The organism is Flavobacterium faecale (genome assembly GCF_048320115.1).
Taxonomy (GTDB): Bacteria; Bacteroidota; Bacteroidia; order Flavobacteriales; family Flavobacteriaceae; genus Flavobacterium; species Flavobacterium faecale_A.
Map to the genome: position 1 here is coordinate 978,188 of NZ_CP182943.1, position 22,718 is coordinate 1,000,905.

Here is a 22,718-nt window from a genome sequence, read left to right on the forward strand (position 1 = left end):
CACTTATGTTACATGAATTACAATCATGTTACACTCCTATTTGCCATTTTTTGGAGTTAAAAGAACAACGGCACATTTCTTAGAGCATTTTGAAGTTATTTTGGCAAAAAATAAAAATTGAATCGAAAAAATTAACAATTTCTAAGCCTGACATTAAAGCATAAAAACAAAAAAACCATCCTGTAGAGATGGTTTCATTTGTATTATTATATGATATAAAGGAATTACTTCATAAAGTAAACCATACTTGCTTCTAAGTTTTCGATGATTATGTAAAAAAGCATAATTAAGACAATACCCTAACTGCTATTTAACTTTTAAATTCTTTAGGAGAGACACCAAATTTGTTTTTGAAGATAGTAGAGAAATAATTTGGCGACGAATAGCCAACAGCATAAGCAATCTCCGAAATATTCATATTAGAACTTACTATCAAGTCTTTTGCCTTATCTAATCGAATATTATTGATATGATCACTCACGCTAATCCCTAAAATCGCTTTGACCTTGCGATACAGTTGCACCCTTGAAATACTTAAATCATTGGCTAAATCCTCAACGGTATAAACCGAGTTATCAAGATTGGATTCTATCAATCCATTAAGTTTTCTTAGAAAATCTTGTTCAGGAGAACCAAAGTTCTTTTCTTCATTATTGACAATTTTGTCGATATTATTCGAATAATAAAAACGCAACTTTTCACGATTAAACAACAGCCCCTTGATAGACTGAACCAGCACTTTCAAACTAAAAGGCTTGGTCAAAAAGATATCCGCACCACTTTCTAAGGCACTTAAATAAGCTTCTTGATTATCTGTTGCAGTTAAAATAATTACAGGAATGTGAGAAGTCCTCAAATCTTTCTTTATTAATTGACAAATTTCAAAACCATTTTTCCCAGGTAAATTCAAATCACAAATTACAATATCAGGAATGATGTCGATTACTTTTTCAATAGCGTCAGTACCATCAGAGCTATGAATCATATATTCAACTGAAAGTTTTTGACTCATGAAATCAAGTAATTCTAGATTGTCTTCGATATACAAAATGGAATATTTATCATCAGCGTTAGTTGGCTCACTCAATTGAAAGACTTCGGCTTCTAAATAATCCATTTCATTGACATGTTCAAAAACAGGTACGTCAATTATATTCTTAGCCTCCAGATGCTCTTTCCCTAACGGTAAGCTGATAACAAACTCCGTTCCGTGCTTAGAATGCACTTCAATACTTCCTTTATGTAAATCAATAAAGTTTTTGGACAAATGAAGTCCAATTCCAGAACTGTTTCGATAATTATTAGAACCTTGGAAAAAAGCTATAAAAACATTCTTTAATTCATGCTCCGGAATCCCAATTCCAGAATCTTTGAAAATCAATTTAACCTCATTATTGGTTGTATCTTCTTTAATAGCTATTGAAATTTTACCATTCTCTGGAGTAAATTTTAAAGCATTTGACAGCAAATTGAAATATACTTTATCCATCAAATTACGGTCAATGTACACTTCAAGCTCTGGATTATTGGTTTCTAATGAAAAGTCTATTTTCTTTTTCATTATTTCCTTCTCAAAATCTTTAACTATTGCATTAGAAAAATCTAAAATATTGGTTTTGGATGCTTTTAACTCAAACTTTTTCTCTTCTGCTTTTCTATAGTCTAACAACTGATTAATGAGTCGCAATAATCTTTTAGAATTATTATACATTAAACTGATTTCCTTGTTGACTGCTATCCCCTTATCCTTATAATCATTTGCTAAAGACTCAACAGAACTTAAAATCAATGTCAGCGGCGTTTTAAATTCATGCGATAACCCCATAAAAAAACTTAAACGAGCTTCATTACTTTCTTTTAACTCTTGAGAATACTTCTTGATTTCGTTGCGCTGGTATTTTATTTTTCTATTGTTAATTTCTAATTCTCTTTTTTTACGGCTTATGGCTATTTTAGAATAAATACTATAAGCGGCCAAGCAAATTGCAAGTACACTTAAAAAGATTAAAATCTTAACCAAATTACTTTGGGTAGCATACTCTTGTTCACGATTTTTAATAATGGATTGTTGTTGTTCAATACTGGATTGCTGAATCGTTATCTTATCCAATTGATTGCTCATAATATCCGCGTTCAGCGAATCAATCAATATCGTATTCAACTTATTATTTTTTGGAACTATCTCCTTATTTATAATTTTCAGTGCTAACTTAATGGCTTCGCTTCCTCCAGTAGGATACAATATCGTCGAATTCAAAATACCGTCTTTGACCAATTGAATTCCTCCAAGAGGACCATTTAAACCATCGACACCAATAAATTTTATTTTATTTCTATGTTCTTTTCTTTTATTGACTATTTTCCATGCGTTGTATGCAATGACGTCATTAAAACAAAATACATAATCTATATTTTTCAAAGTATCTAATACTCTCTCAAAATCGGGCTTTGGATACCCATAATTATCTGAGCTAATAGTATGCACTTTAATTCGAGGATAGTCACGAACAAAATTGTTAAAACCTTCACTTCTTTCTATACCAGGAGAAGTGGTATAATCACCATTTATCTCTACAACAGTTCCAACACCTTTTGACAAAGACACAATTTGTTTTCCTGCCAACTGTCCCACCTCTCTATTATCAGCACCTAAATAAGTAGTATAATTAGAGGTATTTGCTTTTCTATCAATTAATATAACGGGAATCCCTAGATTAGTAGCTTTTTCAATAACAGGAACAATCGAGTCTCCTTCAAATGGAGAAACTATTATGACATCAACTTTTTTATCTATAAATTTTTGAATATCAAGAATCTGTTGTTTCGCATGTTGATGTGCATTATAAATGGTTAAATCTACATTTGGATGAAGTGCCGCTTCAACTTGCATCGAGTGATTCATTGACAAACGCCATAAATCATTCCCCACACTTTGAGAAAATCCTATAGTGATTTTATCTTCATCGTTAGATTTACAGGAGTACAAAAAAGCCCCCAAAAAAAGCAGTATTATATACCAATATTTTCTAGTCATCTAATAGTTTGGTTAGTTGTAAAAAAATGGATTAATCGAGCGATTTAAAAACTTAGCAGTTCAAAAACAGGAAAGGAAACACTCGTAAATCCATATGTTTATCTTGAAGTAGTCATACAAATATAGTTTTATTTATAATCAATACATAGTTTGCATTTAAAAAATAACTGTAAAATTTAATTCTAAAAAGAGCCTATATCAACTCATTACAAAAACAATCTTTACATAGCTAAAATACTTTTCGCCTGTATTAATCATTCTAGAAACTGAAGCAAAAAGTTCAGGATGTTGTTTTTTAAACATTTGAGGCGTTTCAAAAAAATGCTCTAATATGACTGCTAAAAATTCAAATGGATTACTATAGGCATACAATTGGAAGTAGCGTTTTGAATTCACATCAACAGTTTTACTTCGTCATTAAAATAATTTATTACCTCAACAAATTCATCCTGGGTAGTTATAATGTTTTCGATTGCCGTAGGCTTTTTCGACTTAAATTGCTAATAAACTGGCTGTTAGACTGTTAACAGATATGTTATCTATGAAATGATCATATCTACTCAGGTGAGTTTCAGCCATTACGTTACAGTCATTCCCAAAATGTTTGATTAAATAATTGGAAACTAAGTCATAGAAAACAAAAAAATATACATTTTCAGGAGGTTTATCTTACTTTACATAAGCTTTAGCAGAGAGGAAGGGATTTGCATCCCTCTGTATAACCCAGTATTTACAATGCTTTACAGATTCTTCAATCAAAGTGCACTATTAATTTTGGTTCAATTTGCAAGTTGCAATTGAATACTACTAAAATACGATTTTTTAGCAATAGTCCCTAATATTACTTATTCAAATTTCAACTGGGTTACTATAATTTTCTTAACCAATAGAAGGTTTAACATGTTCATATATCAAACCAGTATAATTAAAGAATTATTCTATACCATCCGCTGAATTTTGATAAAGATTCCTGGTAATAATCGTGAATATTTATTTTAGCCTATACGCAGTACTTCTACCACTGCCTACTTGTTCCAAAATATTTTTTTGGACAAGGTTTTGCAAATCACGCAGTGCTGTATCAGTTGATGTTTTGGTTATTTTTGCATATTTGGAAACATTTAAGTTTCCGAAGAAATCATCTAATAGCATTTCCAGTATTTTTCGTTGTCGCAAATTAAACTCTGTTTCCTTCTGATTTTCCCAAAATTGAGATCGAGCAATCGTTTTTGCAATAGTTTCATCCGTTTGATCCATAGCACGCATCAGGCAATCTAAAAACCATACGAGCCATGAAGTAATATCAAGCTTGCCTTTTTGAGTACTTTCCAATATATCATAATACTTATTGCGTTCGGCTTGTATCTGTGCCGACATAGAATAAAATCGTTGCGAGCTTTTATCAGCTCGAGCTAGCAACATATCAGTAATAGCACGTGCTATTCGACCATTACCGTCATCAAAAGGGTGTATGGTAACAAACCACAAATGAGCAATTCCCGCTTTGATTACTGGATCTAGATCTTGTTGCTGCTCTATCCATTTTAAGAACTCAGCCATTTCTCCTGGTACTTTTGAGGCAATGGGTGCTTCAAAATGTATTGTTTCTTTGCCTATAGGCCCAGAAGTTACCTGCATCACATCATCACGCCAAGCGGCGGTTTTTATCTTATACATACCGCTTCGTCCTGTAGGGAATAAGGCAGCATGCCAGTCAAACAATCTATCGGCAGTCAAGGGAACATCAAAACGTTGTGTTGCGTCAAGCATCATTTCTACGACTCCTTCTACATCCCGATCGGCTGTTATTGCTCCAGCAATTTCGATACCTAAACGTCTTGCGATTGAAGAACGTACTTGTTCTGGATTTAAGAGTTCCCCTTCTATCTCACTTGATTTAGTCACATCCATAGTCAATGCCTTAAGCATCGTTTCTTCCTGTATTTGGAATCCAAGTGTTTGCATTTGACCTAAAACTCGTCCTTGACGATGACGAACAGCGCCAAGTATTGCACTGATTGCATCAGCATCCCAAGTAAAAGTAGGCCAGTTTTTCTGTTCGTGTATGTACATAATCACCGCTTATTTGCGGTAAATATAAGACATAATCACTACAGCTCCAACTTCTTGCGGTGATTAATTACTCTAATCACCGCAATATTACGGTGATTAGAGTAATTAATCACCGCATAAACTATAATTTTAAAGGTAATAAACTTCACAAATAATGAACTAGTTTTACCATACAGAAAGTACTTCTAACTTACAATATAAGGCTCTACATGTTCGTATATCAAACCAGTATAATCGCAGAACTCCTCCACGCTTACAAGACTGTTTTTGTCCTTATTACAGTCCTGTTTTAGTTTCTGCAATAATCTAGCACTTTGACGATAACTTTTCCCTGTTATGCGCTGTACGTCTTTGGTGCAAATACACAACCTTTTACATTCTTTTTCATACTCTATCTTAGGCTTTGATACTGCTTTACTATACTTGAAATATTCACGACTATCATTGGTCCAATAAATTTATGAAATAAATCTTTTCGTTAAACAGAGGCATTACAAGCTCATTTATGTCATTAAAAGACATATGGTATAAGACTATAATTTTTGCCTTATAATTCTCTTAATCTTTGCTTTGAAATCAATTCAGAAATGTTGCAACAGGATGATGATTTAGAGGAATTATTAATCTAAAATTTAGGAACTATGGCAAGGCAAAAAGGCATAATTAAATTGAAAGGGACTATCGGAGATATTACTTTTTACAAAGCTAAAGGATTGCCCGTGATTTTTGCACATTCGCTCTTTTATTTTAAATCTTTAATTTCAAGTAAGACAAATAAATCAATAAAAAAGCATGCCCTTTGTAGAGCATGCTTCAAGTTAAACAACCAATTTAAATATTGTTCAAAACTATCAAAATTAAACAATTATTTATCTTTTAATTATTTTAAAACTATTTGTTTGATTCGTTTTAATATCTAATGATTTTACAATATAAGTTCCATCTATTATGTTACTCATGTCAATACTTTTTAATTCTGTATCTAATACTTTCTTTCCATTTAGATCATAAATACTGGTTTTCAAATCTCCTTCATATTGTATCTGCAATGTAGATTGTACAGGATTTGGATAGAAAGAAACTTTTAATGGCCCTGTAACAGAATCAATCGACAAAGTGGTTCCTGCTAGATATAACAAGGTGTTTTTAGTTAGTTTTTTAACATTGTCATTTCCACCACTAGCACCTACATACCAATCATAAGTACCCGCACCGTAAAAAATAACAGTCCCTTTACCAGCATTAAATCCTGTTGGATTAAATTTCAAGCCTTGAATTTCATTACCACCACAATTTTCAATCAAAATTTCGGCTTGTAAAAGATCTTCTAAAATGGTTTTTTTCTCAGATAAAGTTGCAGTAGGGTTATCATTAGCAATTCGTCCAAAATCCAAATTATATTGGATCACTCTATTTTTTTTCTCACTACCTGAAGCAAGAAACTCTATAAAAGGAAGTGACAAATTACAATTGTTTGACGAAGTTGTTATTCCAGAAATTAAAGGACTACTTACATCGGATCTCCACCAATTACCCCAGGCTTCAGCTGTGATGGCTGGATTAACACTTACATCACCAAAATCTTGGTTAGGCTTATATTCCCAAGGATTTGTGTAAGTTGAATTTATAACTCCGAAAGGTTCTAATCCAAAACCAGCATAATTACCCAAAAGCAATTTACCTCCAGACATATAATAATTCTTAATCGCTAGAATAAATGCCTCTTCTAATGGATCATCAGTTGCAGGGTCTCTTGCCCACGCAAATCCAGTCTCTTTTAACATACTGTGTTTGGTACCATCCCCTTCTGGTGCACTACGCGGAAAATCTTTTAACCGACCTGTATATGTTTCTGAGTCATATTGTATCCAAAGAACATCGTATACAGAAATATCGGCACCAGCCGCGACATCTTCAAAAGAAAAATAATTCACAGTTACATTAGGGGTGTTAACTCCAAAATCTTCCATGAACCAAATGGCAGCTGCTGTATCTCCTTCAGGTAAGAATTCAACACCAGAACCAGATAGGTCATCGTTATAGGTTCCTGCTTGTCCTATAAAAGCGATTTTTTTCTGTCCAAAACTCAAGCAGGACAACATTAGGAGTGATAAAAGCATTAATTTTTTAGTAATTTTCTTCATAATCATTGTAGTTTAGTTAAAATTTATAATTTCAATATCCATTTTTGAATTGTTTTATAACACTACCATCTTTTTCAAACCAGTGAAAAACTATGCTTTAGCGTAATTTATTTTCAATTCAATTGTGTTTTATAAATTTAAATTCAATAACAATTATGTAGTTTATACTATGTAACGATTTAATTTTTCACCCTACACATAACGCTCAACTATCTAAATAACAGTAATTTACGGTATTTATAATATGAAAAATATTGTGAAAAAGTATGATTTTGTTACCTTACCTTTAATTAAGTAACAGAACAGTCTAGTGAAATAGAGTATTCAAATCCTTGATTTTTTCAAACCCCCTTAGATCTTCAATTAGAATGTCTAAATGGACAACTATTCCTTTAGGAATTTTATACGATTCTGAATTACATTAATATTTAATAAAATCATTCAATGAATAACAAAGCGATACCTATTTATCGAAATCGAAGCCTTACAAAAAACAAACCTATAGCTCGTAAAAAGCTACTTTCTATGCCTATAAATTATAAAAAAACATGATATAGATTAATAATCTGTATTTTCTATATATTTGTGATTATCATTAGAATTCCTTAATGATAATTTTTATTTATAAATAACCACCACTACAAGGGTTAACTAGTAAATCGTTCCGTTTAGATTAAAATCTAAAAAATAATTTATTATTATCATTTCTAAAATTATTGAAAACTTATGTCAAGAATATATATAATCATAATCATAGTAACTTTTGGTTATTTCCTAAATTCATGTGATTCAATTAATAAAAATGAAGAATCGATATCTATTGGTTTTTCACAAATTATAAAAAATGATTTGTGGAGAAGTTCGATGGATCATGCAATGAAAGTTGAAGCATCACTGCATCCTGGTGTACAGTTGACGATATATAATGCTGATCGAAATGTAAAAAAACAGATCGAAGATATTGAAAAAATGATTGAGCAAAATATGGATGTAATAATAATTGCACCTTATGAGTCAGATTCAATTATTCCAGTAATTGAAAAAGCCAATCGGAAGGGAATCCCTGTAATTATTGTAGACAGAAAAGTAAATACCTTAAATTATACTGCATTTGTAGGTGCTGATAATGTCGAGGTAGGAAAGATTGCTGGCAAGCAAATAGCTTCATTGTCCCAAGGTCGGGCTACTGTTATTGAAATTAGAAGTGAATCTGTCACCTCTCCTGGCACCGAAAGAAGTTTGGGTTTTAAACAAATTATAGATCAATATCCTGACATACATCTAATAAGTATTGATGCAGATGATTTTAACTCAAGAGACAGTAAGTATGTAAAAATTTTAGATAGTTTACCCAATATCGATTATGTATTTGCTTTCAATGACCTTATAGCATATAATGCATGGAAAATTTCTAAAAAGAAAAATCCCAACAATAAAATAAAATTTATTGGAGTAGATGGTCTTAATGGTCCAAATGGAGGTTTGCAGTATGTTAAAGAAGGCGTTTTGACTAGTACAATATTGTACCCAACAGGTGGAGCTGAGGCAATTAAGTTAGCTTTAAGGATAAATAACAAAGAAATAGTTCCAAAAAACAACAAACTTAATACGACATTAATTGATACTCTAAATGCTGAAATCATGAGTAGTCAATTTGATAAAATATCATTACAGCAATCCGATATTGAAAACCAACAAAATTTTATTAAGGATCAATTAGAAAGATATAGTAGTCAAAGAAATCTTTTAAAGATTTCAATTACTTTGAGTATCCTGCTATTTCTGTTTGCAGTCCACAGTATCTATTCGCGCATCATAATAAGTAGAAAAAAGAAAGAACTTGAAAAAACAAATGAGAAGGTTATTAGCCAAAGAAATGAAATAGAAAAATTTGCGGAGGATTTAAAACAGAGTAACGAGATTCGACTAAATTTTTTTACGGGACTTTCACACGAGTTTAAAACGCCACTCACATTGATTATGAGTTATACCGAATCTTTAATTGAAGCAGATGCTATTAAAGGAACAAAACTTATAGATGAGGTTAAATTGATTCACAAAAACTCCTATCGATTATTGCGATTAATGAATCAATTGTTAGATTTTAGAAAAATGGAGGAACAAAAATTTGTTTTAAGAGCTTCAAATACTAAAATCTTTGATTTTACAAATGAAGTGATGACTAATTTTAAAAGTGAAGCTACACGCCGAAATATTGAATTTCAACTTAGTTGTAAAAACAAAAACCTAGAGTTGTTTATTGATCGAAGTTTGATGGATAAAGTATATTTCAATCTGCTTTCTAACGCCTTTAAATTCACCCCTGACAATGGTAAAATAAATATTTCAATTGTAGAAAGCCAAGATAATACCGTTAAAATAAGTTTTAAAGATTCTGGAATAGGCATACCTGAAAATGAATTATCTAAAGTTTTTAATCCATTTTTTAGAGCTTCTAATAATAACAAAAACAGTTCGGGTATTGGACTTCATTTGTCACAAGAATTTGTGCATTTGCATCATGGAAAAATAGAACTAAAATCAAAACACGGTAGTGAATTTGTAATCACTTTGTTAAAAGGAAACAGTCATTTGGAATCTTCAGAAATAATCAAAACCGAAGAGAATCAAGAATTAAGTTCGAATCTAATAATCGATAATCTAGATGTCGAATCTGATTTTCATCAAGTAAACTCCATTTCTGAATCAGAGAAACTTTCTGTTTTAATCATTGAAGACAATAATGATTTAGTTACTTTTTTGAGTTCAAAATTATCAAATGAGTATGTAGTGTATACCTCTGATGGAAGTGATGCTATCGAAAAAGCGACCGAAATCGTTCCAGATATGATTATTTGTGATATTAATTTGGTAGACAAAGACGGCTTTGAAATTAGTACTGCTTTGAAAAAGGATTTACGTTCTTCTCATATACCTATTGTAATTTTAACCGCACAAAGTACTAAAGAATCTGTTTTGAAAGGATTACAGATTGGCGTGGATCAATATATCACGAAACCTTTTAGTCTCTCTATTTTAAAACAATCTATTTCAAGCTTACTTTTCAACAGAGAAAAACTCCGTTACTACTATACCAATAACATTTATCGAATTGAACCCGAATCTGGTTTTGGAAATCAGGAACAATCTTTCATTACAAAAATGAATGATATTATCAAATTGAACGTGGAAAACCCTAAATTTTCGGTTGAAGATTTGGCTGACAAAATGAATGTGTCTAGAGTTCAATTGTATCGAAAAGTAAAAGCAATTATAGGGATTAATATCAGTGATCATATTAATAACGTAAAATTAGAGAAAGCAGCAGAGCTTTTAAAGACTAACGAGATGAATATTTCAGAGGTTGCTTATTCACTTGGATTCTCTTCTCCAAACTATTTCTCTACTGCTTTTAAGAATAAATTTGGCGTTTCACCTAAGAAATTCCAATCGTCTATATAACTCCATCTTTAATAGAAGCTATTTCAAGTAACAATTTCGAACTTTGAGTAACAATTTCAAATCTTCAAGGTATTCGTAATTAAAAATCTATGCCCTAAAGTCCTTGCAAATAAAGGGCTTACCCCTCATGTATCGAAAAACCAATAATTACTGAATTAAATTGTAACATCATTAAAAATAAGTTGTTTTTTTTACGAATAACTTGCCATAAGTTTTTAATACATGTACAATGAATAAAATATTAATTTGGTCTATTACTGCAGCTTTAGCAGGTTTCTTATTTGGTTTCGATACAGTAGTGATATCGGGGGCTGAAAAAAAGTTACAATTATTATGGGGTACTTCGGATATCTTCCATGGTATTGTTGTAATTGGAATGGCACTTTGGGGCACCGTAATTGGTGCTTTTTTTGGAGGGATCCCTACTAATAAGATAGGGCGTAAAAATACCTTAATAGGAATTGGTGTTTTATACACGATATCAGCAATTGGTTCAGGATTAGCGAACGACCCATGGACTTTTGCCTTTTTTAGATTTATAGGAGGCTTAGGGGTAGGAGCATCTACAATAGCAGCACCTGCTTACATTTCAGAAATAGCCCCAGCTAAGGATAGAGGTAAGCTAGTAGGCCTGTATCAATTTAATATTGTTTTTGGGATTTTAATTGCCTTTTTGTCAAACTACTTATTAAATAACATAGGAGAGAATGCTTGGCGTTGGATGATTGGAATAGAAGCCTTTCCTGCTGCTATTTACACTTTGATTGCATTTACAATTCCAAAAAGTCCCCGTTGGTTATTGACCAAATTCAGAAACAAGGAAGCAATAAAGGTACTTCAGAAAATCAGTCCAGATCAAGATCCAGAAAAACTCATGTTAGAGATAAAGGATGAAATGGAAAACACAGTGCCCAACGAAAATATTTTTTTAAAGAAATATAGATTCCCACTACTTCTGGCGTTTTGTATTGCTTTTTTCAATCAATTATCGGGTATTAATGCATTGTTATACTATGCTCCCAGAATTTTTGAAGAAGCAGGTCTTGGAGAGAGTACTGCTTTGTTAAGTAGTATTGGCATAGGAGTGACTAATATGCTTTTCACATTATTAGGTGTGATTTTAATAGATCGATTAGGTAGAAAGCAATTAATGTTAATTTGTTCTTTTGGTTATATTATCTCTTTAAGTTTGGTTTCTGCAGCCTTCTTTTTTAGTTGGGAAGGAAGCTTTATGCCTGTATTTCTTTTTATGTTCATTGCTGCCCATGCTATTGGACAAGGTACTGTAATATGGGTATTTATTTCAGAAATTTTTCCCAACCATTTACGAGGCTCAGGACAATCCTTTGGAAGCTCAGTCCATTGGGTACTAGCAGCAGTTGTACCTTCTTTAGTTCCTATTTTGTTTTCAACTATAGGTGCGGCTGTCGTGTTTCTATTTTTTGCAATTATGATGGTTTTTCAATTGCTGTTTGTACTATTCATGATGCCAGAAACAAAAGGAGTTTCACTAGAAGAATTGAGTAAAAAATTAACTAATAAAAATATAAATAAAAATGAAATTAAAGAAACACCTATCGCTGACATTTTGTAGTGTCTTATTCGTTTCAATAGTAGGCTGCAAGCCCTATTCGGCTACTGCTCAAATGGCTAGTACTACAACAGTAACAGAGGAACAAATGTATCGTCCTAATTTTCATTTTACTCCTCAAAAAAGTTGGATGAACGATCCTAACGGAATGTTTTTCGCAAACGGAATTTATCATTTGTTTTATCAGTATTATCCAGATGGGAATGTTTGGGGTCCGATGCATTGGGGACACGCCATTAGTAAAGACATGATCAAATGGGAAGAAAAACCAATTGCTATTTACCCAGACAAAGACAAATATATTTTCTCAGGAAGTGCTGTTGTTGATAGTAACAATACTTCAGGATTAAAAAAAGGTGCAATTGATCCAATTATTGCGATTTACACTCTGCACGATATGACTAAAGAGAAAGAAGGCAAATTAGATATTGAACAACAAGATTTAGCCTATTCTAATGACAACGGTTTTACATGGGAAAAATTCGAAGCAGGAAATCCAGTAATAAAAAACCCAGGAATTCGTGATTTCCGCGACCCAAAAGTGACATGGGATGATACCCATAAACAGTGGATAATGGTTTTGGCTGCGCAGGATAAAGCACAATTTTACAAATCTAAAAATCTAAAAAACTGGGAATATTTATCTGATTTTGGAAAAAATATCGGTGCTCATGGAGGTGTATGGGAATGTCCTGATTTTTTTCAGATGAAAGTTGAGGGTTCAAATGAAACAAAATGGGTTTTAATTCAAAGTTTGAATCCTGGTGGGGCCAATGGTGGTTCGGGAACGCAATATTTCATTGGTGATTTTGACGGAACTACTTTTACTTTGGACACTAATTTTTCTCAAAGAGTAGCGGAGAAAAAAGCTATTTGGTTGGATTACGGGAAAGATAATTATGCGGGAGTAACTTGGAGCAACATTCCGAAAGCTGATGGTCGAAAATTGTTTATTGGCTGGATGTCAAATTGGGATTATGGGCAGCAAGTACCTACATTGGGGTGGCGAGGAAGCAATACTATTGCTCGTGAAATTAAGTTAGTTAAAAATGGAGATAACTATAGTTTAAAAAGTAACCCCGTAAGAGAAATTAATAATTATATCACTAAAACCAGTAAAGTAAAACTATTAAAAGGATCTGGTACACTTTCTCTTGTCTCGGAAGGAAAAATTGATTTAGCTAAAGCGATTGTTAATTTTAAAATGACAAATTTAAAACAGGACAGCTACACTTTTACCCTGTCAAATAACATAGGAGAATCTTTGAGTTTCGGGATAAATAATACTGACGGTTACTTATTTGTGGATCGTTCAAAATCAGGTAAAATTGATTTTTCTGAAAAATTTGCTGCAACGATGACCAAAGCGATCTTAGATGGAAATCAAAAAGAAGCCTCTTTTAAAATCATTTTAGACAAAACATCCATAGAAATCTTTTATAACGATGGCGAAAAAGTAATCACAGAGATCTTTTTTCCAAACCAACCATTTACGGCTCTTTCTGTTTCTTCTAATAGCGAAATGGAACTGACTAATCTAGAAATTAACCAATTGAATATTAACTAAAACTAAAAATACGAATCTATGAAAAATAAAATTATTTATTTTCTATTCTTCTTTTTTCCAATGCTGATCATAACAGCTCAAGAAGCAGGAATTAAAGGAACGGTAATTTCATCCGAAGATGGAATGCCACTTCCAGGCGCTACGGTGCTTATTTCAGGAACCAATACCAGTACAATAACCGATTTTGATGGGAAGTTTTCTTTTCAAAAAATAAATTCAAACGCTACTATTATAGTGTCTTTTATAGGGTTTACATCTAAAACTATTTCGATAAAAAATCAAAAAACATTCGATATAATATTACAAGTAGATGATAATAAGCTGAATGAAGTAGTCGTTACTGGATACTCAAAACAAAAGAAAAGCGACATTACAGGAGCTGTTGCAGTAGTCGATATGAAGGATGTGATGAAACAACCAGAGCCGAATCCTATTAAAGCTTTACAAGGAAGAATTGCTGGGGTTAAAGTTTCTTCTGATGGTTCACCAAGCGGTGGAAATACAAAAGTGGTTATCCGTGGAGTGGGAACTTTAAACAATACAGATCCGCTTTACGTAATTGATGGGATGCCTACTAAATCTGGAATGCATGAACTAAATCCAAATGACATTGAAACCATTCAAGTTTTAAAGGATGCTTCATCAGCTAGTATTTATGGTTCTCGAGCATCTAACGGAGTTATAATAATCACTACTAAAAAAGGGAAAGCAGGTAAAATGAGAATTAATTTCAACGCCTATACTTCTTTTTCTGATTATACTAGAAAGCTCGATGTTTTGAATTCAGAGCAATATGGTAAAGCTTTATGGCAAGCAAATATTAACGATGGATTAAATCCAAATAATAACAACTTGCGTTATCAATTTGATTGGTCAGTGGTTAATAATAAACCACAATTAAATACTGTTCTAGTTCCAGAATATTTAGATCCTAATCAAACTTTAAAATCTTCTAATACGGATTGGTATAATGAAATCTCACAAACTGGAATCGCTAAATCGTATGATTTATCTGTTTCGAATGCATCTGAGAAAGGAAGTTATGTTTTTTCATTGGGGTATTACGGAAATGAGGGTGTTGTAAAAACAACAGACTTTGAAAGAATCTCTGCTAGGATCAATGGTTCCTATAAATATTTTGACGGAAAATTAGTCATTGGAGAAAACTTTACATTAAACAGAACTAACGAAGTTACAGATCCAGGTGTTTTAGACCCTGCTCTTCGTGCATTACCTATAATTCCAGTGCGTACTGTTGATGGAAAAGGTTGGGGAGGTCCTGTTGGCGGAATGAACGATAGACAAAACCCTGTTCGACTTTTGGAATATAATAAAGACAATAAATATGATTATTTACGTCTTTTTGGAAACATGTATGCTGATTTAGAACTGATTAAAAATTTACATATCAAGACAAGTTTTGGTATTGATTATGGTTTTTTCAAAAAGCGTAGTTTACAAAGAAGTTATCAATCGGGTTATTTACAAAATAATCAAACATCGGTTACTATAGATCAGTCTGTAAGTGATAAATGGACATGGACAAACACTGCGATTTACAGTTTGAAATTTGGAAAAAGCAATTTGAATTTGATGGCAGGAACAGAGATGTATAATGATAATTTTGACAATACTGCCTTACGTAAAAATGACTTTTTGATTGAAACACCTAATTATATGTATCCTGATGCAGGAACAGGAGAATCATTTACAGGCGGAACCTCAACATCATATTCATTACTGTCGTATTTTGGAAAAGCTGATTATGAATTTGATAATCGCTACTTGCTTTCGGCTACAATTCGTCGTGATGGTTCTTCTCGATTTGGAAAAAATAATCAATTTGGAACATTCCCTGCAGTTTCTGCAGGATGGAGAATTAGCAATGAAAATTTCATCAAAGACAAAGCGCCTGCTATCTCCGATTTAAAATTAAGAGCAGGATGGGGACAAACTGGAAATCAAGAAATCAGTAATACCGCTATTTATTCTCTTTATTTAGCAAGTTATGCAGGTGGAAATCCTACTTGGGCAACTTCTTTTGGTACTGCTTACGACATTGCAGGTAACGGAAACGGTTTACTACCATCAGGTTTCATTGCGACTCAATCAGCTAACGATGATTTAAAATGGGAGACTACAACTCAAACTAATATTGGTTTAGATTTTGGGTTTTTCAAACAAAAACTGAGTGGTTCTGTTGATTATTATACCAAAAAAACTAGTGACATTTTAGTTTTACCACCATATTTAGGAGTAATTGGTGAAGGAGGCAGTCGTTGGGTAAATGGTGCCTCGATGGAAAATGAAGGATGGGAAGCTTCTTTAGGATACCGCGATGAAACATCATTTGGTTTAAAATATGATATCTCAGCTAATGTTTCAGGTAATAAGAATAAAATTACACAATTGCCTGATGAGGTGAAAAACAATTATGGTGGTGATGGGTTAGAAGATAATATTTTGGGTCGCCCAATTAACTCCATGTACGGTTATGTTGCTGATGGATTGTTTAAAAATCAGGATGAATTAGATCTTTCGGCTGATCAAGATGGAAAAGGCCTTGGACGTATTCGTTATAAAGATTTAAATGGTGATGGTGTCATTACAGATAAAGATCGTACGTGGATAGGAAATCCAAACCCTGGTTTGCTTTATGGAATTAATTTAGGATTAGGATATAAAAATTTCGACTTCACCACATTCTGGGAAGGAGCAAGTAATGTTGATGTGATCAATAATACTAAATTCCAAACTGATTTTTGGAGTGTTGACGATGTGGGTTCAAACAAAGGAACACGTTTATTAAATGCTTGGTCTTTAGATAATCCAAACTCTACTATTCCTGCATTAACAACAATTGACAAGAATGCAGAATCTAGATTTTCAACCTATTTTGTAGAAAATGGAAACTATCTAAAGCTACGTGTTGTACAAGTTGGATATAGTCTCCCAAAGGATTTACTGAAGAGAATGAGCGTAGAAAGCTTTAGATTTTATATCACTGGACAAAATTTATTAATCATTGACGCTAAAGATTTTACAGGTGTAGATCCAGAAAATCCTGGATTTGGATATCCACAACCAACCACTTTTACAGTTGGTCTTAATCTTACATTTTAACAAAATAATTAAATCGAAAAAGATGAAAAAGATATTATATATAATAGGGATTTTAACGCTGGGGGTATTTACTTCCTGTACAGATTTTCTAGAAAATGAACCTCGAGGTGTATTGTCAGAAGCAGATATTGTCACCCCTGAATCGATAGAAGGTTTTATGAATGCCGCTTATGCTCAATTAGGGAATGACCATTATGATTCTCCTTATAGTTTGTGGCCTTTTGGAAATGTTCGTTCTGATGACGCATATAAGGGTGGTAGTGGGACTAACGATATTCAAAATTTTCACTTTTTTGAAGTGTCTAATAATATAAGAACTGATTTTGGTGAATTAGATTCATTTTGGTACATCACTTATGTAGGCGTTTCAAGAGCAAATAAGGCACTGAAAGCATTAGAACAAATTTCAGAAGCGGAGTATCCCCTGAAAAAAAGACGTATTGCGGAGATGCGTTTCTTAAGAGGACATTTTTACTTTATGCTTAAAATTATGTTCAGGAATGTTCCTTATATTACTGAAGATATTCCAGTTGCAGATTATAAAACTATCTCAAACAAAGCACTTTCAAATGAGGAACTTTGGAATAAAATAGCCGCAGATTTTCAGGCAGCCGCAGATGGCCTACCTGAAACGCAATCGCAAGTGGGGCGCGCTACTCAAAAAGCAGCTTATGCTTATTTAGCAAAAACACGCTTGTATCAAGCCTACACACAAGATGAAACCTACGCTGTTACAGGAATCAATCAACAGCATTTACAAGAAGTGATAACGGCTACAGATAAAGTAATCGGGAAAGCATCATTAGAGCCTGATTTTGCGAATAACTTTTTACCGGGCACTTATGAAAACGGACCAGAATCTATTTTCTCCATTCAATTTTCAGATAATGATGGTACTTTGTATGGAAGATTAAATTTTTCAGATGTTCTTTCTACTCCTCAAGGTTTAGGTTGTTGTGATTTTCACAAGCCAAGTCAAAATTTAGTCAATTCCTTTAAAACAGGGACTAATGGTCTGCCTCAATTTGATACTTATAACAATCAGGATTTTGACTATAAGAATATAGATGCTAACACAGTAGATCCTAGATTGTATCATACTGTAGCGATGCCAGGTTTGCCATACAAATATGACCCTGAATTTTTATATGTTGAAGCTTGGGTAAGAAACCCTGGAACCTATGGATACTATGCTTCTTTGAAAGAAAATGTGGCACCAAATTGCAGTTGTGTAGTCAATATTGACCCCTTTTATGGGAATTCAAAAAACAGAATTCAAATTCGTTATGCCGATGTAATATTAATGCGTGCTGAAGCTTTGATAGAACTAGGAAGAGAATCAGAAGCTTTACCATTAATCAATCAAATCAGAGAAAGAGCAGCACAAAGTACGGGTAGACTACCCTATGTGAGTAATTTTAAAATCAATACGTATGAGGATGGTGTCAATTGTAATTGGACAAAAGAATTTGCCCGAAAAGCTTTGAGATGGGAACGTCGTTTAGAATTAGCGATGGAAGGAAATCGCTTCTTTGATTTGGTTCGCTGGGGTGTTACTGACCAAGTGATGAATGACTTTTACACGAAAGAGAAAACAAAACGTTCGTATTATCAAGATGCCTTTTTTGATGCCAACAAGGAAGAATATTGTCCAATTCCGTTAACACAAATTAATTTCAGTCAAGGTTTGTACAAACAAAATCGCGAATATTAATCTATTTAAGCACATGAAAATGAGAAAATTTATATATAAAAACTGGACAAAATTATCATTGATACTAGCCTTGCTTTTCATCGTTTCTGCTTGCGAAGACAGCTTCGATAATGACGGTCTTAATCTCAATTCTCCCTCAAATGTAACTTCGTTTAAAATAAACGGAGTTGCTGGGGAAATTGATCAAAAAACAGGTGCAATTTCGGTAACCCTGCCTTACGGATCTGACATTACAACTGTTATGCCTGAAATTATTTTACAGGATGGAGCGACATCTAATTTAAATCTAAACACTCCTATTAACTTTACAAATGCGGTTAAATTCAGAGTAAAAAACGGTAATTTATACAAAGATTACACGGTATCTGCTACGATTTTGAGTCCTATCAAAAGTTTTAAAGTCAATACAATTGCAGCAACAATTAATGATGTTAATAAAACGATTAAATTGGTACTACCTGAAAATACAGACCTCACCGCTTTGCAGCCCGTAATAGAAGTAACGGAAGGCGTATCTATTTCACCAACATCTGGAACTACGATTGATTTTACTAACTCTGTAACTTATGTTATCACAGCTAATGGAAAAAGTGTGAATTATACCGCTACTATTAGTGTACCTGTTAGTGGTTTGGTTGTAGCCTTTTTAGGAACTGCTCCAACAAGAGCTGAAATCACCAATAAGGACGAAATCACTGCTTGTAATTGGCTGTTTGAAAATTTTGTAGGAGCAAAATACATTTCATTTGACAACATTTCTAATGGTGCAAATCTAAGTGATATCGATGTGATTTGGTGGCATTTTGATTCGGCTACAAATTTACCATCAGTTGCTTATAAACCAGCTGTCATTACTGCTCTAAAAAACTATAAAACGAATGGAGGAAACTTGCTTTTAACCACTTTCGCTTCGCAATATGTAGATGCATTAGGAATTGTACCGGCAGGAAAAGGACCAAATAATGTCTTTGGAGATTTCCTTCCAAATGGATTTGTGGATGGTAATTCATGGGGAATGTCATTTGTAGGACATGAGAATCATCCAATTTTTGAAGGATTGACTACTTATGAACCAGGTAAAGCTAACTTATTACAAAGTGGCACTTTTAGATTGAACCATACAGCATGGTGGTTTTTACCAGAATGGGGAGGTTATGTTAACGGCGAAGGCTGGAGAAACCAAACAGGAGGTACAAACTTAGCAAGCGAAGCTTGGGATAATGCCCTAAATGGAAGAGTTACCATTGCTGAGTTTCCAAATACAGGGACAAATAAAAATGTAATTGTAATCTCAATGGGAGCTTACGATTGGTATAATGAAGACAATAGTAATGGGGTACCGAGTCAAGCAAATCAGTTTATTAATAACATTAAGATTTTGACTCAAAACAGCATTAATTATTTAGCTAAAAAATAATCCAATTTAAACTCAATAAAATGAAATATAGAAATATAATAACGATAGCTTCGGTTTTCTTTTCGCTAGTATCGTGCAGTCAAGACGAAACTTATATTGGTGGCTCTATTACGGGAGGTGAGTCTGAAATAACCAATATTTATCCAGTGCCGCCAAGATTATGGATTGGAGGTGCCGACGAACCTTATTACAGTGCTGGTTATACTGGTGATATCATGCCCTTTTTTGACAATGGTAAATTTCACATTTACTTCCTTCATGATGCGCAAAACAAACCAGCAGGAAAAGGATTCCATGACATACATGAGTTTCAAAGTACTGATTTAGCCCATTTTACCTATGAAGGACAGATGATTCCTTATGGAAAAACTACAGAAGCTGATTTTGGTGTTGGAACTGGTTCAGTGGTCAAAGTTGGCAATCTGTACTACTTTTATTATACAGGTCACAATGGAATACCGGAATTTCTACAATCAAATGCCAGAGAAAGTGTTTTGTGTGCAACAAGTTCTGATTTAAAGAATTGGACAAAGAAATCTTCGTTTAAAATTACAGCACCTGCAGGATACTATAACTTTGATTTTAGAGACCCACATGTTTTTTTCAATGAGCAATTGAATAAATATTCGATGTTAGTAAGCACACAAACAGAACCAGGTAGAAAAGCAGTTATACTTCATTTTACAACTGCTGATCCTGCTTCAGGAAATTGGGAAGTTCAGGCGCCTATTTATACCACTACTCCACAGGAGAATTATTTGATGATGGAATGTGCTGATATTTTTAAAATGGGTAACTATTGGTATTTGTTTTTCTCTGAAAACTGGAGTGGGTCAAAAGGAACACATTATAAGATGGCGACTTCTATCAATGGGCCTTGGATGACACCACAAAATGATATGATTGATGGGGAATATTTTTATGCTGGAAAAACAGCATCTAACGGAAACAAAAGATATGTTTTTGGATGGGGTACTAGAAAAACGCCTGAAACTGACTTAGGAAATAAAGATTGGGCAGGAAATATGGTAATTCATGAGTTGACACAAAATCAAGATGGAACTTTAGGAACTCAAGCACCCCAAGCGGTCAAAGATTACTTTACTAAGAAAACTACTGTGGAGGTTGATGGAACTACTGGGAATACAACCGTAAACGCATCTACTTATTCTTTAAACAGTACGACTGATAAAGCCATAGTAACCTTTAAACCTATTGGAAAAAGAGCTAAAATAAAAGCAAAGCTTAGCCTTGGAAATACAGCAGGTTCAGCAGGATTTGTTTTCCACACGAACAATTCTGGTAGTTATGCTAAAATTGTATTCGATGCTGCAAAAAATGCAATTATAGGGTATAATTCTGCCTCACAAGAAACAACCCGAATCAAATTTCAATTTCAAACTAATACAAAATATGATGTTGAGTTAATTACCGAAGGGAGTATGGTTGTTCTTTATATTAATGGGAAAGCGGCTTTAACCAATCGTATTTACGGAAGAGAAAAGTATAAATGGGGACTTATTTCAGAAGGACAAAATAGTACAGTAACTAATCTTCAGGTTACACAACCCGAATAACACTAATCTAAAAAAATAAAAATGAATAACGGAAAAAATCTTAAGGTTGTTGCCTATGGAGAGGTGCTGTGGGATATTTTTGGAAATGAAAAAAAGATTGGCGGAGCACCTTTAAATGTCGCTTTACGCATGAAGACTTTAGGTTGTGAAGTGGCCATGATTAGCTGTGTAGGGAAAGACGTAGATGGAGAATTAATAATCAACCAAATTGAAAGCCTAGGTCTTGAAACGGACGCAATTGTTAAATCCGAGAATTTCCCAACAGGATTAGTTAATGTCACTTTAAACGAACGTGGATCGGCTAGTTATGAAATTAAATATCCATCCGCTTGGGATAATATTATATTGAATGATCTAGCCAAGAATTTAGTATCAGAAGCTGACGTTTTAATCTATGGCAGTTTGGTTTGTAGAGATCAAGTATCCAAACAATCATTGGAGGAATTGCTGCAAATGAATGTTTATAAGGTTTTTGATGTTAATTTAAGAAAACCGCACTATTCGTATGAGGTACTAGAACAGTTAATGCATTCTGCCAATTTTATTAAGTTTAACGATGAGGAATTGTTAGAGATAGCTTCTGAGTTGAACTCACCTTTTGAAAGTCTTGAAAACAACATGATTTTTATTGCCGAAAGAACCAAAGCAACTGCTATGTGTGTTACCAAAGGCAAACACGGAGCAATGTTGCTTTGGGAAGGAGAAATTTATCAAAATGAAGGTTATCCTGTTGAAGTGGTTGACACCGTTGGAGCTGGTGACTCTTTCTTAGCTACTCTAATTTCGTCTTTATTAACAGGTAAAGCACCTCAAGAAGCAATTGATTACTCCTGTGCCATAGGCGCTTTAGTTGCTGCGGCTCCAGGAGCTAATCCTGAGATTGCACTTTCATCAATTGAGAATTTAATGTTAAAAATAAAAGTATAAATTACATTTCAAAAGTCTGCAACTATCGCAGGCTTTTGTTTTTTTATAGTACCATCTCGTTTATGGATTATTTCCAAATCTAAACAATA

The 22,718-nt window shown here is 33.3% G+C and carries 12 protein-coding genes; 8 read left to right on the plus strand and 4 right to left on the minus strand.

Annotated elements, in window-relative coordinates; translation table 11 throughout:
• Positions 1-310 precede the first annotated feature (310 nt).
• The 4 genes from ACNH59_RS04085 to ACNH59_RS04100 form a co-directional block, all read right to left on the minus strand.
• Positions 311-3,034, minus strand: coding sequence for a substrate-binding domain-containing protein (locus tag ACNH59_RS04085; protein WP_418264158.1), 2,724 nt, complete (start codon positions 3,032-3,034; stop codon positions 311-313).
• Positions 3,035-3,232: 198 nt separating this feature from the next.
• Positions 3,233-3,430 (minus strand): zinc-dependent peptidase, encoded by a 198-nt coding sequence (locus ACNH59_RS04090; protein ID WP_418264159.1) that lies wholly within the window; start codon positions 3,428-3,430, stop codon positions 3,233-3,235.
• Positions 3,431-4,024: 594 nt separating this feature from the next.
• Positions 4,025-5,107 (minus strand): Fic family protein, encoded by a 1,083-nt coding sequence (locus ACNH59_RS04095; protein WP_418264160.1) that lies wholly within the window; start codon positions 5,105-5,107, stop codon positions 4,025-4,027.
• Between the two features lie 869 nt (positions 5,108-5,976).
• A complete protein-coding gene (locus ACNH59_RS04100; protein WP_418264161.1) occupies positions 5,977-7,251 on the minus strand; it encodes a DUF4960 domain-containing protein in 1,275 nt (424 codons plus the stop codon).
• Positions 7,252-7,977: 726 nt separating this feature from the next.
• Between ACNH59_RS04100 and ACNH59_RS04105 the strand changes: the two genes are divergently transcribed.
• The 8 genes from ACNH59_RS04105 to ACNH59_RS04140 all read left to right on the plus strand — a co-directional run bounded on the left by ACNH59_RS04105 (position 7,978) and on the right by ACNH59_RS04140 (position 22,629).
• A complete protein-coding gene (locus ACNH59_RS04105) occupies positions 7,978-10,713 on the plus strand; it encodes a substrate-binding domain-containing protein (protein WP_418264162.1) in 2,736 nt (911 codons plus the stop codon).
• Positions 10,714-10,942: 229 nt separating this feature from the next.
• Complete coding sequence (locus ACNH59_RS04110) at positions 10,943-12,307, plus strand: sugar porter family MFS transporter (RefSeq protein WP_418264163.1); 1,365 nt, start codon at positions 10,943-10,945, stop codon at positions 12,305-12,307.
• Complete coding sequence (locus tag ACNH59_RS04115; protein ID WP_418264164.1) at positions 12,270-13,871, plus strand: glycoside hydrolase family 32 protein; 1,602 nt, start codon at positions 12,270-12,272, stop codon at positions 13,869-13,871. The genes ACNH59_RS04110 and ACNH59_RS04115 overlap by 38 nt, the downstream gene beginning before the upstream one ends.
• Before the next feature lie 18 nt (positions 13,872-13,889).
• Entirely contained in the window at positions 13,890-16,994 is a 3,105-nt protein-coding gene (locus ACNH59_RS04120; RefSeq protein WP_418264165.1) for a SusC/RagA family TonB-linked outer membrane protein, read from the plus strand.
• Between the two features lie 22 nt (positions 16,995-17,016).
• The gene (locus tag ACNH59_RS04125; protein ID WP_418264166.1) at positions 17,017-18,708 is read left to right on the plus strand and encodes a RagB/SusD family nutrient uptake outer membrane protein; all 1,692 of its coding nucleotides are present in this window, start codon (positions 17,017-17,019) and stop codon (positions 18,706-18,708) included.
• A 19-nt stretch (positions 18,709-18,727) separates the two neighbouring features.
• On the plus strand, positions 18,728-20,125 hold the full coding sequence (locus tag ACNH59_RS04130) for a DUF4960 domain-containing protein (RefSeq protein WP_418264167.1): 1,398 nt from the start codon (positions 18,728-18,730) through the stop codon (positions 20,123-20,125).
• Between the two features lie 20 nt (positions 20,126-20,145).
• Entirely contained in the window at positions 20,146-21,702 is a 1,557-nt protein-coding gene (locus ACNH59_RS04135; protein ID WP_418264168.1) for a family 43 glycosylhydrolase, read from the plus strand.
• A 21-nt stretch (positions 21,703-21,723) separates the two neighbouring features.
• A complete protein-coding gene (locus ACNH59_RS04140; protein WP_418264169.1) occupies positions 21,724-22,629 on the plus strand; it encodes a carbohydrate kinase family protein in 906 nt (301 codons plus the stop codon).
• Positions 22,630-22,718 lie beyond the last annotated feature (89 nt).